Genomic DNA, 14503 nt, shown 5'->3' on the forward strand with positions numbered 1-14503 from the left:
AAACCGGTGGGTGCACCGGCCTATGCAGCCTCAAGGGGCAAGTTATCGTGGGTATGTGGGATTTGTACCGATTGGTACACACACACACAAATATCGGGCCGGCATCAAATCCTGTGGGAGCGGGCTTGCCGGCGATGAGGCCAGCACATTCAACATCGATGTTGTCTGTCAGACCGCTATCGCGGGCAAACCCGCTCCCACAGGGGAGTCGTTGTGGCTCAGAGGCGCGGCAGGCGGATGACCGCCGTGAGACCACCGCCGGGGGTTTCTTCCAGGCTCAATTGCCCTCCCAGACGCTCCGCTGCTTCCCTGGCGATGGTCATGCCCAGACCGACGCCGCCGGAGTTGCGATTGCGCGAGCCTTCCAGACGAAAAAACGGTTCGAACACCGCCTCACGTTTATCCGCCGCGATACCCGGGCCATGGTCGATGACCCGGATCACCAGCTCCTCGCGGCTGTCCTCAAGCGTAATCAGCGCGTCCCCGGCATAACGCAGAGCGTTATCCAGCAGGTTGTTGACGCACGAGCGCAAGGCCATCGGCTGAACCTGCAACGGGGCGCAATGACCGCTGCTCTGGACGTCGGCGCCCTGGTCCTGAGCGTTTTCGCTCAGGGATTCGACCAGCGCTTGCACGTCCATCCATTGTGGCGCTTCGCTGGTGCGCTGTTCGTGCAGGTAAGTGAGGGTGGAATCGAGCATGCCGATCATGTCGTCCAGGTCCTGACGCATCTGGCCTTGCAGCTTGTCGTCGTCGATCTGTTCCAGCCGCAGTTTGAGCCGCGACAGCGGCGTGCGCAGGTCATGGGACACTGCGCCGAGCATTCGCGAGCGCTGCTGCATCTGTTCCAGAATGCGTTTCTGCATCAGGTTGAAGGTGTGCGCCGCTTGGCGCGCTTCCCGTGGACCGGACTCATCCAGGGGCGGACTGTCGAGATTTTCACTCAGGCGTTCGGCGGCGTCGCTCAGGCGCTGAATCGGGCGGGTCAACAGCTTGGCGCCGTACCAGGCCGCGATGATCAGCGAGACAAGCTGAAAGGTCAGCGGCACGAGTGGTCCGCCGAACCATGGCCGTGGTGGCCGGTTGTCGAAGCGTGGGGCCATTGGCGGGCGTTGTCCGTCGAAGCGCTCGGAAAACTCCGACGGCGGAGGGGGAGGGGGAGGCGGAGGGGGCGGCCCATAATGTTTGAACCATAAAAACGCTAACAAATGCGCCAGTACGATCGCCAGCAGCAGCACGCCAAACAGGCGGCCGAACAGCGTATCGAAGCGCGCACGCATCAGCCGATGTCTCGTGCGTCGAACAGATAACCCTCGCCGCGAATGGTCTTGATCAGCTGTGGGGCTTTCGGGTCGTCACCCAGTTTCTGGCGCAGGCGCGAGACCAGCAAATCGATGCTGCGATCAAACGCTTCGATCGAGCGTCCACGGGCGGCGTCCAGCAGTTGTTCGCGGCTGAGCACCCGGCGCGGGCGTTCGATGAACACCCAGAGCAAGCGGAATTCGGCGTTGGACAGCGGCACCACCAGGCCATCAGCTGCAATCAACTGGCGCAGTACGCTGTTCAGGCGCCAGTTGTCGAAGCGAATGTTCGCACGCTGTTCGGTGCGGTCGTCGCGCACCCGACGCAGAATGGTCTGAATCCGCGCGACCAGTTCCCGCGGTTCGAATGGCTTGGCCATGTAGTCGTCGGCACCCAGTTCCAGGCCGATGATCCGGTCGGTGGGTTCGCAGCGGGCGGTGAGCATCAGGATCGGGATGTCCGATTCGGCGCGCAGCCAGCGGCACAGCGACAAACCGTCTTCGCCGGGCAGCATCAAGTCGAGCACCACCACGTCGTAATGCTCGGCTTGCAGCGCCTGACGCATGGCGGCGCCATCGGTGACGCCGCTGGCGTGGATATTGAACCGGGCCAGGTAATCGATCATCAGTTCGCGGATCGGGACGTCATCGTCGACGATCAGGGCGCGAATGCTCCAGCGTTTATCATCGGCCGGCGCTTTTTGATCGTCGTTCAGAGGTGCTGGGGAGTTGTGCATGCGTGCGTTCATCTGCCAGGTAGGCTGCCAACCACAAAGATAGGCTGCGAGGTTGTGGCTTCAGCATAGGCGTCCGGCCGTGAGGCGGGAAGTGCTGTAGGACCTGTTGCGGCTGCCGAGGGTAGCGTTGAAGGGTGTTGTGGGCGTGTCGTGTATGTATCGGGCTCGACACAATTGGTGAAAGGACTAGTCTTGGCTGAGCCGACTCGACGATTTACCGATCATCGGGTCCCGCAGCGTCGCTGGTTCCGCTACAATGCGCGCCGATTTCGACTTGCCTGAGAGCCCACTCATGTCCGCCTGCCAGACGCCTATTATCGTCGCCCTGGATTTCCCCTCCCGTGACGCCGCACTGAAGCTGGCCGATCAACTGGACCCGAAGCTGTGCCGGGTCAAAGTCGGTAAAGAACTGTTCACCAGTTGCGCTTCGGAAATCGTCGGCACCTTGCGCGACAAGGGTTTCGAAGTGTTCCTGGACCTCAAGTTCCACGACATCCCGAACACCACCGCCATGGCCGTCAAGGCCGCCGCGGAAATGGGCGTGTGGATGGTCAACGTGCACTGCTCCGGCGGCCTGCGCATGATGGCTGCGTGCCGCGAGGTGCTCGATCAGCGCACCGGCCCGAAACCGCTGTTGATCGGCGTGACCGTGCTGACCAGCATGGAACGTGAGGATCTGGCGGGTATCGGCCTGGACATCGAGCCGCAGGAGCAGGTGCTGCGCCTGGCCGCGCTGGCAGAAAAAGCCGGGATGGACGGTCTGGTCTGCTCGGCCCTCGAAGCCCAGGCCTTGAAAGCCGCTCACCCGTCGCTGCAACTGGTGACCCCGGGGATTCGCCCGGCGGGCAGTGCCCAGGACGATCAGCGCCGCATCCTGACCCCGCGTCAGGCGCTGGATGCCGGTTCCGACTACCTGGTGATCGGTCGTCCGATCAGCCAGGCGGCGGATCCGGCGAAGGCGTTGGCCGCCGTCGTCGCAGAACTCGCTTAACCAAACGCCGCAGATCCAAATGTGGGAGCGAGCCTGCTCGCGATTGCGGAGTGTCAGTCGACATAAATGTTGTCTGATTCCCCGCTATCGCGAGCAGGCTCGCTCCCACATGGGTTAGTGTTGTTTGCGGGTATGGGTTAAACCTTCAACACCAACTTCCCGAAATTCTCGCCGCTGAACAACTTCATCAGCGTCTCCGGGAAGGTTTCCAGCCCTTCGACGATGTCTTCCTTGCTCTTGAGCTGCCCCTTGGCCATCCAGCCGGCCATTTCCTGCCCGGCAGCGGCGAACTGCGCGGCGTAATCCATCACCACGAAACCTTCCATCCGCGCGCGGTTGACCAGCAACGCCAGGTAGTTGGCCGGGCCTTTGACCGCTTCCTTGTTGTTGTACTGGCTGATGGCGCCGCAAATCACCACCCGCGCCTTCAGGTTCAGACGGCTCAGCACGGCATCGAGAATATCGCCGCCGACGTTATCGAAATACACGTCGACGCCTTTCGGGCACTCACGCTTGAGGCCGGCGTGTACGTCTTCGTTTTTGTAGTCGATGGCACCGTCAAAACCCAGCTCATCGATCAGGAACTTGCATTTGTCCGCGCCGCCGGCAATGCCGACCACCCGACAGCCTTTGATCTTGGCGATCTGCCCGGCGATGCTGCCCACCGCACCGGCCGCGCCCGACAGCACGACGGTGTCGCCGGCCTTTGGCGCACCGACATCGAGCAGGGCGAAGTAGGCGGTCATCCCGGTCATGCCGAGCGCGGATAAATAGCGCGGCAGCGGTGCCAGTTTCGGATCGACCTTGTAGAAACCTCGTGGCTCGCCGAGGAAGTAATCCTGCACACCCAAGGCACCGTTGACGTAGTCACCCACTGCAAAGCCCGGATTGTTCGAGGCGATGACTTTGCCGACACCCAATGCACGCATGACTTCGCCAATGCCGACTGGCGGGATGTAGGACTTGCCCTCGTTCATCCAGCCACGCATGGCCGGGTCGAGGGACAGGTATTCGTTCTTGACCAGGATCTGACCCGCCGCCGGTTCGCCGACCGGTACTTCTTGATAGGTGAATGTCTCACGGGTAGCCGCTCCCACGGGACGTTTGGCGAGCAGGAACTGGCGATTGGTCTGGGTAGTCATGACAGGCACTCAAGATGAATGAAGTCTTGTTGATAGACCTTCATGGGCGATGTCGCAAGGTTGGCTGACGCTGCGAATGCACATCGATCCAGTGCAGTGATAGTCAGGTCGCCCGTTCTATCACTGCGACTCATGGGGGCCCAACCGGCCTTTTGATAGTGCTGCCGTGCGACACGCCCCTGTGACTAGACTGGGCACACGCGATCCCCCACATTCTTGCCTTCGAGGACATAACAATGAGCATGACGTTTTCCGGCCAGGTCGCCGTTGTGACGGGCGCGGCCAATGGTATTGGCCGCGCGACCGCTTTGGCGTTTGCCGCCGAAGGTTTGAACGTGGTGGTGGCCGATCTGGACGCAGCCGGAGGTGAAGGCACTGTGGCGCTGATTCGCACCGCTGGCGGTGAAGCGACCTTCGTGCGCTGCAACGTCACTGTGGAAAGCGATGTAAAAAATCTGATGGACGAGGTGGTGAATACCTACGGCCGTCTCGATTATGCCTTCAACAATGCCGGCATCGAAATCGAGAAAGGCAAACTGGCCGAGGGTACGGTCGATGAGTTCGACGCGATCATGGGCGTCAACGTCAAAGGCGTCTGGCTGTGCATGAAGTATCAGTTGCCGTTGCTGCTGGCCCAGGGCGGCGGCGCGATCGTCAACACCGCTTCGGTCGCCGGCCTGGGGGCTGCGCCAAAGATGAGCATCTACGCCGCCTCGAAACACGCGGTGATCGGCCTGACCAAGTCGGCGGCCATTGAATACGCCAAGAAAAAGATTCGTGTGAATGCGGTGTGCCCGGCGGTGATCGACACCGACATGTTCCGTCGTGCCTATGAGGCGGACCCGAAGAAAGGCGAATTCGCCAATGCCATGCACCCGGTCGGGCGCATCGGCAAGGTCGAAGAAATTGCCAGCGCGGTGCTGTACCTGTGCAGCGACGGCGCGGCGTTCACCACCGGTCATTCGCTGGCGGTGGATGGTGGCGTCACGGCGTTTTAACGCTGCAGGCTGTGATGGTACGGAACCTGTGGGAGCGGGCTTGCTCGCGAAAGCGGTGTGTCAGGCGACTTCAACGTTGACTGTGCCGCCGTCTTCGCGAGCAAGCCCGCTCCCACAGGGACTGTGAAGGCACCGGGCAATGTGTTTCAAATGGTTAGAACCGACGGTTTTGGCGGTTTTGTCGCACATCCCCTCGAGCACTCCTGTGATTAACTGTTTCCCGCAAAACAGACAGGAGTTTGCTTGCTCATGGAGTTGAGAATCGATCGACAGGCATTGGTGCCGGTCGTGCAGCAAATCGTCGACGCGTTGGCCAACTGGCTCCGTTGTGACGAGGTGCCGCCGGGGACGCGTTTGCCGTCCGTGCGGCAAATCGCGCGGATCAATCTGCTTAGCCAATCCAGTGTCATCGAGGCTTGCGAACGGCTGGTGGCGCAAGGGGTGCTGGCGACGCGCAATGGGGCGGGTTTCTTTGTCGCGACAACGGCGCTGGCTGATCAGGGGCAACGGGATTTTCCCTGGTTCGAGGGGGCTGAGGAGAATCAGAGCGGCCACGTGGGCGAACTGAAGCTGGGCTGCGGCGGCTTACCCGAAAGCTGGCGCGAAACTGACGACCTGAGCTATGCCATGCGCCAGGTCAGCCGCACCGACATGGCCGGACTGTTCAACTACAGCACGCCACTGGGCCTGCTTGCCCTGCGTCAGCAGATCCTCAAACGGTTGAAACAGCTGAATATCGCGGTGGACGAAAGTCGAATCCTGACCACGGCGGGAGCCACTCATGGGCTCGACCTGATCGTGCGCACTTTGTTTAACCCGGGCGATTGTGTGGTGGTAGAGAGCCCCGGTTATTCGATGCTGTTCGATCTGCTCAGGCTGCACGGGGTCAGCATGATCGAGGTGCCACGAACGCCTCACGGACCCGACACCGAAGCACTCCAGACACTGTTGTTGAAGTACAAACCCAGTGGCTTGTTCATCAACAGCTTTTATCACAACCCCACCGGCAGCTGTTTGACCTTGGGCGTGGCTCAGCAGGTTCTGCAACTGGCCAGAAAACATGGCGTGCTGGTGATCGAAGACGATGTCTATGCCGATTTGCACAGCGGCCCCGGTACGCGTCTCGCGGCATTGGGCATCGATGACAACGTGATCTATGTCGGCAGCTACTCCAAAACCCTCAGCAGTTCGTTGCGGGTCGGCTTTGTCGTGGCGGGTGCCGATGTCATATCGCGTCTGGCCAAGGTCAAGATGATCAGCAGCATGGGCGCTTCACGGTTTTGCGAATCGGTGCTGGCGCGTCTGTTGGCCAGCGGCGCCTATCGCAAACTGGTGCAGCGCCAGCGCCAGCGTTTGAGTACCGACAGAGAGGCGGCCTTGCAAGTGCTCGAGGACGCGGGATGGGAGGTCTTCGGCAAACCTGTGGGTGGCCTGTTCATCTGGGCGCGATCGCGCAAGTCCGATCACACTCAGGTGCGGACACAGGCGCGGCGTTTCGGTGTCCTGCTGTCTTGCCCGACGGCATTCAGCCCCACCGGTGAAACCCATGACTGGCAGCGCATCAACGTTGCCTATGCTTGTGATCCTCGCGCCCGGGCATTTTTTCAGGCCACCGCTCGGGATCGACCTCAAACATTCTGAAAACGACGCGGGCGTAGCTTTTTGCCATTATTCCGACGCCAGAGACTTGTGTTGGCACAAGCCCATTGCGAATCTGCATCCACAGACAATGGCAGGGGACTAAGCGCAATGATTTCGGCCGTGCAAGGACGTTTTGCCAACCTCGGTATGGCAAAAAAAATGGGTGTCGGGTTTGTACTGGTGCTGCTGTTGACAGCCCTGGTGGCGGCCATCGGCGTATGGTCCCTGCAAACCATCAGTCATCGCTTTGACGGGCTCAAGCAGATGTCGTCGCTCAACAGCGGTTTGCTCAAGGTGCGCTTGCTGGAGCAGGACTACGCCTTGCGCGGTGACCCGAAAACCGCGGATGCCCTGCACGCGGGGGTGGACGCGCTGATCGCTCTGGCGACCGAGCTCCAGGCTCAGTCCTCCGCCAACGTGCCGGTCATGAATGACGTCGAACAGTCTCTGGGAGCCTATCGCAAGGCTTTTGACGAGTTCGTCTCGCTGAGTCAGGCCAAGGACCTGGCGCTGGAAATGGCCAGTTGGTCGGTGTCCAGCGTGGCCAATAATCTGGATGTGCTGCAGGCCGGTCTTGCCGACGATGGCGCCTATGCCTTGAAGGAGTCCGAGGGCAAGGACGGCGGGCAATTCATCGAACAGGCGAATCAGGTCAGCCAGGTCTCGCGGCTGATGTTGCAGGCCATGAACGAAGCGCGGGTACGCCTGGACCAGAGCCGCAAGGGCGACGACAGCGCCGGGCAGGGCAAGATCGAGCAGGCCGACCAGGCGTTGACCCAGGCCGAGCAGCTGAAAACCACGGTCAAGGATGAGGGTTACCAGACAGTCCTCAATGAAGTGTCCGGTCACATTGCCAGTTTCAGTGAAAAACTCGCCGAGTACACCGGCCTGTTGGCGCAGGAAAAGACCGTCTCCGAACAACTCCACCAGCGCGCCGCCCAAGTGGTGGAGCGGGTGGATCAGGCCTACGTTGCCGAAGACCGGTCGATGCAGGCAGAGCTGAAAAAGAACTCGCTGTTGATCATTGGCTCTTCGGCACTGGCCTTGCTGGTCGGGCTGATTGCCGCGTGGGTGATTACCCGGTTGATCGTCGCACCGCTGCGCAGTGTGATCCGGGTCGCTCAGCAGATCGCCGCGGGCGATTTGAGCGCGACGATTGAAGTGACCCGTCGGGACGAGATCGGCCAGTTGATGCAAGCCATGCAGCAAATGGGCGCGGGCCTGAGCAGCATCGTCAGTGGTTTGCAGGCGGGTATCGAACAGCTGGCAAGCTCTGCTCAATCGCTGTCGGCGGTCACCGAGCAGACCAACCTTGAAGTCAGCAGCCAGAAGGAAGAAACCGAGCAGGTCGCCACCGCGATGAACCAGATGACGGCCACGGTGCACGACGTTGCACGCAACGCGGAGGAGGCCGCCCAGGCGGCACAGACCGCCGACGGCAAGGTGGAAAGCGGTCAGCAGGTGGTGCGTCAGAGCATGGCGCGGATCGAACAGCTGGCGGATTCGGCGACGTCGGCCAGCTCCAGCATCGAAAGCCTCAGTGCGGAAATCCAGAACATCGGCACGGTGCTCAGCGTGATCAAAAGCGTGGCCGAGCAGACCAACCTGTTGGCGCTCAATGCGGCCATCGAGGCGGCGCGGGCCGGTGAGCAGGGCAGGGGCTTTGCGGTGGTGGCGGATGAGGTCAGGGCACTGGCCAAGCGAACTCAGCAATCGACAGAGGAAATCGAACGGCTGGTCGGCGCCTTGCGCTCGGCGGCGCAGTCGTCGGTGCAGCAGATTCAGAGCAGTGGCGAGTTGGTGAAGATGGCGGTGAGCGATGCGTTGCAGACCGAGAGTGCGTTGGGGAGCATTGCGGCGGCGGTGTCGTTGATTCAGCAGATGAACCAGCAGATTGCGGCGGCGGCCGAGGAGCAGAGTTCGGTGGCCGAGGAGATCAATCGCAGTGTCACCAGTATTCGGGCCAGCGCGGATCAGTCTTCGTTGGCGATGCAGGGGAATGCGGCTTCCAGTAATGAGCTGGCGCAGTTGGGGGTTGAGTTGAAGGGGATGGTGGGGCATTTCAGGCTGTAGAAACTGCCGAAGGCTGTGATCTTATGATCCTGGCGGCTGGATGTACTCGCCCGTCCATCAATCCCAACGCAAAAAAAAGCCACCTGATCCGGTTGATGCCAGTCAGTTAAACGCAATCCATGTGGGAGCGGGCTTGCTCGCGAAGGCGTCGGGTCAGCCAACATCAATGTTGAATGACACACCGCTTTCGTGAGCAAGCCCGCTCCCACAGGTTTCGTTCCTTAACTGACAGACATAAACCTGACCCGGTGGCTTTTCAGCATTTGCATGATCAGTCGTAGATCACTTTCTTCTTCCAGTCGGCATCAGCTTCAACGTCTTTGAGGCCTTCAGTCAGTTGGTTCACCTCGCCTTCAACCGGCGCGATCTTGTCCATGACCTGGGCGTTGGCGCGGGCCAGGAGTTTTTCCAGGTATTCGAGTTGTTCGCTGTAAACCTGAGGCTCCGGTTGTTTGCGCAGGTATTGCGCGCCGCGTTCGAAGGCCAGGCGGGCCTGGCCTGGCTGATTCTGTTGCAGGGCATGCTGGCCGAGGTTGTTGAAGAATTCGATGTGCAGCAGGACCAGGATGTGGCGCACTTCGCGGATCCAGCGCTTGGCTTCGTTGGGCGGCAGGAAACCGTCCTGTGCGGCGCGGGTGATCTGGCCATGCAGGGCTTCGAGCAGGAAGCGCACGTCTTTGGCTTTGGCTTCGGTCTGGATCGGTGCCGGCGGGTTGTTGACCGGGATCGATTCGCCCTGGGCGGCCAAGGTACTCAGTTCGGCAATCCGTGCCTTTAGCGTGGCGCTGGACTTTTCCAGGTTGAACAGGCGCTGGCAGACGTTCAGTTCCAGGCGGGTCAATAGCAGCTTGAGCGCGGGTGTCATGAACTGACCGGGGAAGGTCTCGGTGATTTCGCCGCAGCGACGCAAGCGGTCGTTGAGTTCAACCTTGGTGCGGGCCTTTTCCAGCTTGTTGTTTTCCACCACATGGTTCATGTAGCCAATGGCGATCAATAGTGCGATCCCGGCTACGACTAGCAGGGTGATCATGAGTGGTGTCACCGGTAAGACCTCTTTATAGGGTTCGCGTGCGAGTCGAGTGTAGTGGCTTGGCATTTGGGCGCATAGGGCCGCTCGACGAGTGAAACGGCTACAGCTCTGCTTATATCGGCCGCAATGCCGCATCTATAAGTAAATAGCGTGCGATGTGCACATTGCCATCATCTCGGCATGGACTATAGCGTCTCGGCGGATGCCAGAATATAGGCGCCAAAGGTCAGGCGACGGAAAAGCCTGAATCTCTGCCGAAAGCAGGGCGAAGTCATTGATTTAAATAAATTTATATCTGGGGGTTGACGACCCCTCAATCCATCCATAGAATGCGCGCCACTTACAGCGTAAAGCACACAGCGAAACGCGGTAGGGAGTGAATGTTGTACGTGTGTCCCCTTCGTCTAGTGGCCTAGGACACCGCCCTTTCACGGCGGTAACAGGGGTTCGAGTCCCCTAGGGGACGCCAATGCGGGAATAGCTCAGTTGGTAGAGCACGACCTTGCCAAGGTCGGGGTCGCGAGTTCGAGTCTCGTTTCCCGCTCCAATTTTAAACAGCGTTGCTTTCGGGCAAAGCTGAGTGAAACCAGAACCAAATCTTCGGATGCGGATCTGGGCACCGAAACACACACCATGTGTTCCGGGCAGCGTGTCCCCTTCGTCTAGTGGCCTAGGACACCGCCCTTTCACGGCGGTAACAGGGGTTCGAGTCCCCTAGGGGACGCCATTTGCGGGAATAGCTCAGTTGGTAGAGCACGACCTTGCCAAGGTCGGGGTCGCGAGTTCGAGTCTCGTTTCCCGCTCCAAATTCAAAAAACGCCGCTCATTTGAGCGGCGTTTTTTTATGCGCGTAAAAAATTGCCTCAATTCCCAAGGCTCTGCACCAGGCTCTCGAGCACTTCAATGGTTGTATCCTCCAGCGCCGGTTGCGCTGCTACCGCTCTAAGTTGGCGTGCCAAGCGGTACTCGCTGGGTGTGCAGTTGACGAACTGCTTGAAGGCGCGAGCGAAGTAGGAAGGGTCCTTGAAGCCGGCTTCATAGCCGATACTGGTAATAGGCATCTGGCTGTTGTCGAGCAGTTGCTTGGCGAAACTCATGCGCTTGTCCAGGACGTAATCGGTGAAGCCAACGCCATTGGCTTCCTTGAACAGGCGGCTGAAACGAAATGTCGTCATGCCGCAGCGCTTGGCCAAATCCCTCTGATCGATGCTGTCCCGAAAGTGCTGGTCGATGTACAGCATGACGTTGCTTAGCGCCTGGTGTTTTTGGTGCCCGGAGGTCAGCCGGATGCTGTCCGGCAGGGTCGGGGAGTGGTCGATCAGCGATGTCTGGCCCTGGCCGTTGATATTTCGACGCAACTCGCACAACTGCACCACCGCCGTCAGGTAGCGTTTTCTCTCGGTGCCTGAGAACGGGAGCACCATGTATTCCCAGACACTGGAACGCATGGCCCAGACGGCCAGTTCTTCCGAGTGCTGCACGGTGAACATGGTGATTGGAATCGTGGGTGAGGTGCGTTTGATTTCCAGCAACAGCCTCAAGCCCGGTGTGTCGGGGCGGTCGAAGTGGATGCAGATCATGTCTGCCTGTTCCCCGTGGGGCAACACGGAGTTTTTCGCCAGTTTGCAGTCGCAAGTGTCCTCGAACTGCGCGATGAGTTCCTTTGTGGAACGATCGTGAGTCAGATCGAACCACAGTAGCGATGGCCTTCTGGTCAAATTGGACGTCATGTCTCTACTCTGTGGTTCTTAGTGCCCCTCTTCGCTGAGTAGTATTGCTAACGTGCTATCACTTTGCAGATTAAATCCTGATAAGAAAGACGAATCTTAGTTCTATCTGCTCTATGCGTTGCCTGGAAATCAGTCCCGGGCAACTGCCTGTTGGTGTGTTGTCGAGGCACCAGGCATCAGCCACTCGTCGCTTGTGAATCGAAGTCAGCGGTATTCGCGAGCCATCCCTTGTTTTACCCCTCTTTTTACTTCTGAAACGGCCAATCAGCGTATTTGGCCGCGTCCGCAAAAAAGTCCTAGTGATGTGCAAAATCTTCCTAACGCCCATGCCTTGCACCTGACTAGGGTTGCATCAGGCAGTGCAGCACGTACTGCCTTCCGGAAAAACAACATTCGAGTGAGGTGGGCAAAATGAATCTGCAAACAATCAAGACTTCGGTAGTGAAGTTCGCCAAAGACGAAGATGGCCTGACCATTGTGGAATACGCCGTGGCCGGTGGGCTGATTACGGTATTGGTTGCTGCTGCGTTCGTTCTTTTGGGCGGTGCCGTGAATACCAAAATCAGAGCACTGTGCCAGGCCGTCAACGGCAACGTTGCGTGCTGATAACAAAAAACTTACGGCGGCGGGACGCGGCGACGTTCATGGAATAACCGGTTGTTACTGTTTTGCTGTTAGAGCGACCGGATAACTCAATGGACTTCGCGCTGTCCCCGCCAATGTACTTTCCGAGCCGTATGACCGCTGAAGTGAGGTACACAAAATGACTCTGCAAACAATCAGAACTTCGATAAGCAAGTTCGCCAAAGATGAAGATGGCCTGACCATTGTGGAATACGCGGTGGCAGGTGGGTTGGTTACGGTAGCTGTTGCTGCAGCCTTCGTTCTTCTGGGCGGCGCCGTGGATACCAAGATCAGAGCGCTGTGCCAGGCGGTCAACGGCAACGTTGCCTGCTAACGATAATCCCGGTAGGGGGAGACGCGCCATGTCCATGGAATTGCTGGTCTCAACTGTTGTGCTGCTAGGACTGCTGGGCGTCGCGGTGGTGAGCGATCTGCTTCGCCACCGTATCCCCAACATGCTGGTCCTGCTGGGCCTTGCCCTGGGATTGGTTGCTCAGACTTATTCAGGTGGTGTCAGCGGACTGGGTGACAGCCTGCTGGGTATCCTGATTTGTTTTGCGCTGTTTCTGCCCATGTATGCCTTGGGTGGCATGGCCGCCGGCGACGTCAAGTTGATGGCCATGGTCGGCAGTTTTCTACCGTTTCATTTCGCGTTGTGGGCTGCCTTGTTCAGCCTGATAGCCGGTGGCGTGTGCGGTTTCCTGATCGTGCTGGTTCGCGGGCAATTGTTTCAGACCCTGGGGCGTTATTGGTTGATTCTCAGGGCGCAAGCCTATCTGGCGCCGACTTCGGATGAAGTGGCCGGCAAGCCTTTTCCTTATTCGATTGCAATCTTGATCGGCACTTTGAACAGCGTCTACTGGCAACTCGTTGCCGGTGGATTGGGAGGTTAGTCATGCACGTCATCGTCGATAGTGATGCCTACCCCAGCGATCGGGAGGCGGTGCAACGACTGGCTCCTCAGCCGTGCACAATCCGCGAAACCGGTCTGACTGACAGTTTTCTCGGTGAGTTGGTGTGCAAGCATTTGTACGATGCCGGCGTGCTGGATATGTCGCGTCTGGTGGAGCGCCTGGCGCTGACCGGCGCCGTACTTGAAGAGGTCCTGGCGTTTCTGCGCAAGGATGGCCGTATCGAAGTGCTTGGCCAGATGGGGCCGCAAACGACCAGTGGGCAGATACTGCGTTACGGCCTGACCGAGCGCGGTCGCAGTGCCGCCCGCGATGCCCTGTCGCGCAGCGGCTATATCGGCGCGGCACCGTTCCCGGTGAGTACCTACCGCTCCCTGATCAAAATCCAGACCATTCACCATGGTCGCATCAGCGCGAGCGATATGCACAAGGCCCTTGCCGGTGTAGTGCTCACGGAGGGGATGCTCGATAAGCTGGGTGTGGCCCTGAATTCCGGGCGTGCGATCATGATTTATGGCCCAGCGGGTACCGGCAAGACCTATGTCAGCAGCCGGCTGATTCGTCTGTTCGCCGAGGCCATCTGGGTGCCGCATGCCATCGTGATCAACGAGTCGGTGATCGAGATCTATGACCCGCAGGTGCATCAGCGTCTGGATGACAACGGTCAACAGAATAACCTGATGCTCAACGAAGGGATCGACCGTCGACTGGTGTGCTGCAAACGCCCGATTGTCATTACGGGCGGTGAATTGAGCATGGAACAGCTGGACGTTCGCTATGACCCCTTCACCCGTCAGTACCAGGCCGCCTTGCAGCTCAAGGCCAGCAATGGCCTGTTCATCATCGATGACATGGGACGCCAGCGCATGGCACCCGCCGAGCTATTCAATCGCTGGATCGTCCCGATGGAAGAGAAACGCGACTTCCTCAACCTGGGCGGCGGTCGGCATTGTGAGTTGCCGTTCGATCTGATTCTGGTGTTCTCCACCAACCTCAATCCTTTGGAACTGGCCGATGAAGCCTTCCTCCGCCGGATTGGCTACAAGCTGCAGTTCGGTTACCTGAAGCCTGAGGAGTACGAAAAGATCTGGCGTCAGGAAAGCGAGCGTCTGGGCATTCCTTACGACCCGCTGTTGGTGCGTTATGTACTGCAAAGGCTTTATGCAAGTGAAGGCATGCCCCTGGTGCCTTGCCATCCCCGCGATCTCCTGAACATGGCCCTCGATCGTCAGCGTTATCTGGGCGGTTCCGGGGCCTTGTCGCCACAAGAGTTGGAATGGGCCTGGCACAACTACTTCGTCCAGCTCGACTTTCTTTGATACGGA

Annotated in this window: 13 protein-coding genes, 4 tRNA genes and 1 pseudogene; 13 read left to right on the forward strand and 5 right to left on the reverse strand. The window is 59.2% G+C overall.

Annotation, left to right across the window (positions count from 1 at the left end; all coding sequences use genetic code 11):
* Positions 1–218: 218 nt before the first annotated feature.
* Together QMK51_RS07860 and QMK51_RS07865 are read right to left on the reverse strand one after the other, a co-directional pair.
* Positions 219–1280, reverse strand: coding sequence for a HAMP domain-containing sensor histidine kinase (locus tag QMK51_RS07860; protein WP_320393656.1), 1062 nt, complete (start codon positions 1278–1280; stop codon positions 219–221).
* Positions 1280–2038 (reverse strand): response regulator transcription factor, encoded by a 759-nt coding sequence (locus tag QMK51_RS07865; RefSeq protein ID WP_320393657.1) that lies wholly within the window; start codon positions 2036–2038, stop codon positions 1280–1282. Before QMK51_RS07865 ends, QMK51_RS07860 begins: the two co-directional genes overlap by 1 nt.
* A gap of 292 nt (positions 2039–2330) precedes the next feature.
* Between QMK51_RS07865 and pyrF the strand changes: the two genes are divergently transcribed.
* Positions 2331–3029, forward strand: coding sequence for an orotidine-5'-phosphate decarboxylase (gene pyrF, locus QMK51_RS07870; RefSeq protein WP_320393658.1), 699 nt, complete (start codon positions 2331–2333; stop codon positions 3027–3029).
* Between the two features lie 137 nt (positions 3030–3166).
* Here the strand turns inward: pyrF and QMK51_RS07875 are convergent, their stop codons facing one another.
* A complete protein-coding gene (locus QMK51_RS07875; RefSeq protein ID WP_258699568.1) occupies positions 3167–4171 on the reverse strand; it encodes an NADP-dependent oxidoreductase in 1005 nt (334 codons plus the stop codon).
* A gap of 236 nt (positions 4172–4407) precedes the next feature.
* Between QMK51_RS07875 and QMK51_RS07880 the strand changes: the two genes are divergently transcribed.
* The 4 genes and pseudogenes from QMK51_RS07880 to QMK51_RS28940 all read left to right on the forward strand — a co-directional run bounded on the left by QMK51_RS07880 (position 4408) and on the right by QMK51_RS28940 (position 8883).
* Positions 4408–5169 carry an SDR family oxidoreductase gene (locus tag QMK51_RS07880; protein ID WP_320393659.1) on the forward strand — a complete coding sequence of 254 codons (762 nt, stop codon included), beginning with the start codon at positions 4408–4410 and terminating at the stop codon, positions 5167–5169.
* Between the two features lie 249 nt (positions 5170–5418).
* Positions 5419–6810, forward strand: coding sequence for a PLP-dependent aminotransferase family protein (locus tag QMK51_RS07890; protein ID WP_320393660.1), 1392 nt, complete (start codon positions 5419–5421; stop codon positions 6808–6810).
* 264 nt (positions 6811–7074) lie between these two features.
* Positions 7075–7974, forward strand: a pseudogene (locus QMK51_RS28935) (HAMP domain-containing protein); the annotation flags it as partial.
* A gap of 204 nt (positions 7975–8178) precedes the next feature.
* Complete coding sequence (locus QMK51_RS28940) at positions 8179–8883, forward strand: methyl-accepting chemotaxis protein (protein WP_413817532.1); 705 nt, start codon at positions 8179–8181, stop codon at positions 8881–8883.
* A 271-nt stretch (positions 8884–9154) separates the two neighbouring features.
* Here the strand turns inward: QMK51_RS28940 and QMK51_RS07900 are convergent, their stop codons facing one another.
* Entirely contained in the window at positions 9155–9913 is a 759-nt protein-coding gene (locus QMK51_RS07900; RefSeq protein WP_258699570.1) for a hypothetical protein, read from the reverse strand.
* Positions 9914–10306: 393 nt separating this feature from the next.
* Between QMK51_RS07900 and QMK51_RS07905 the strand changes: the two genes are divergently transcribed.
* From QMK51_RS07905 to QMK51_RS07920, 4 genes are all read left to right on the forward strand, one after another.
* Positions 10307–10382: transfer RNA gene (locus QMK51_RS07905), tRNA-Glu, on the forward strand.
* Between the two features lie 2 nt (positions 10383–10384).
* Positions 10385–10460 (forward strand) — tRNA-Gly (locus QMK51_RS07910).
* 104 nt (positions 10461–10564) lie between these two features.
* Positions 10565–10640 (forward strand) — tRNA-Glu (locus QMK51_RS07915).
* 3 nt (positions 10641–10643) lie between these two features.
* Positions 10644–10719, forward strand: a tRNA-Gly gene (locus tag QMK51_RS07920).
* 57 nt (positions 10720–10776) lie between these two features.
* Here the strand turns inward: QMK51_RS07920 and QMK51_RS07925 are convergent.
* Positions 10777–11643: a response regulator transcription factor gene (locus QMK51_RS07925; RefSeq protein ID WP_320393662.1), complete on the reverse strand. Its 867-nt coding sequence runs from the start codon at positions 11641–11643 to the stop codon at positions 10777–10779.
* A 411-nt stretch (positions 11644–12054) separates the two neighbouring features.
* On the opposite strand from QMK51_RS07925, the gene QMK51_RS07930 reads away from it, so the two are divergent.
* From QMK51_RS07930 to QMK51_RS07945, 4 genes are all read left to right on the forward strand, one after another.
* Entirely contained in the window at positions 12055–12249 is a 195-nt protein-coding gene (locus tag QMK51_RS07930; protein WP_320393663.1) for a Flp family type IVb pilin, read from the forward strand.
* Between the two features lie 157 nt (positions 12250–12406).
* A complete protein-coding gene (locus tag QMK51_RS07935) occupies positions 12407–12601 on the forward strand; it encodes a Flp family type IVb pilin (protein WP_320393664.1) in 195 nt (64 codons plus the stop codon).
* Between the two features lie 28 nt (positions 12602–12629).
* Positions 12630–13160: a prepilin peptidase gene (locus tag QMK51_RS07940; RefSeq protein ID WP_320393665.1), complete on the forward strand. Its 531-nt coding sequence runs from the start codon at positions 12630–12632 to the stop codon at positions 13158–13160.
* A 2-nt stretch (positions 13161–13162) separates the two neighbouring features.
* Entirely contained in the window at positions 13163–14497 is a 1335-nt protein-coding gene (locus QMK51_RS07945; RefSeq protein ID WP_320393666.1) for an AAA family ATPase, read from the forward strand.
* Positions 14498–14503: the final 6 nt, after the last annotated feature.

It is taken from the genome of Pseudomonas sp. P9_31, assembly GCF_034008235.1.
Taxonomy (GTDB): Bacteria; Pseudomonadota; Gammaproteobacteria; order Pseudomonadales; family Pseudomonadaceae; genus Aquipseudomonas.